Raw genomic sequence first — 864 nt, 5'->3', positions numbered from 1 at the left:
AAGGAAGCGATTAATCAAGTTACGGGTTTATCGCCTGAGTTTATAGGGACGAGAGAAGTCTCACAAGCGGGGATTTTAGAGGCACAACGGCGTCAATCCAGTCTTAACCTGCTAGCTTGTCTGTTTGATGGTTTGCGTTTGTATCGCAAGCGGCAGGGTAAGATTATTTTGCATCTGATACAGAATTATTTGTCTGATGGTCGTTTGGTACGGATATCGGGTGAGGAGAATGCGCAATATATTCCCTTGACGCGTGAAGCGGTGATGAGTGTTGATTATGACATTGTGGTGGATGATGCTCCAACCAGCCCGAATGAGAAAGAGCGTACCTTTGGCATTATCACGCAATTATTACCGTTGCTTCAAAATGCCGTAACACCGGATATTATGCTTGATTTGCTTCGTTACTCACCCTTGCCTGCGTCATTACTCAATCGTGTGAGTGAGAAGATGCAACAGCAGCAAATGGCACAACAAGCCCAACAACAGCAGATGGATCCCGAACAGGAAATGAAGTTGCAAGAAAAGCAGCAGGATATGGCGACTAAAAGCCAGATGCAACAGATGGATTTGCAACAAAAGCAGATTGAATTGTTCATGCGTCAGAAGAGAGCGGAATTGGAAGCCGAAATGATGCAACAGAGGCATGACATTGAACGTCAGAAGCTTCTCAATGAACAAGCACACAATCAGATTATGCGAGAGAGAATAGCATTGCACAGAGGCATGCATATTTGAGAGAGGTGAAAGAATGAATGCAGAAATGAACGAAGCTATGAATGAAGATTACAGGGTTGGTGCACCGGTATTTGATGATGAGAGCTCTTTTGAGAGTGATTACGAGGTCGAAAACGTTGAGAGTAA

General features: G+C 44.2%; 1 pseudogene. It reads left to right on the top strand.

From position 1 onward, the window contains the following. A pseudogene (locus ACFINC_RS10200) lies at positions 1 to 738 on the top strand (phage portal protein); the annotation flags it as partial. Positions 739 to 864: the final 126 nt, after the last annotated feature.

It is taken from the genome of Bartonella sp. AP58NXGY, assembly GCF_042195785.1.
Lineage (GTDB): Bacteria > Pseudomonadota > Alphaproteobacteria > Rhizobiales > Rhizobiaceae > Bartonella.
Note: the sequence above shows the minus strand (reverse complement) of the source record. Positions and strands in the feature narration are given on the sequence as shown.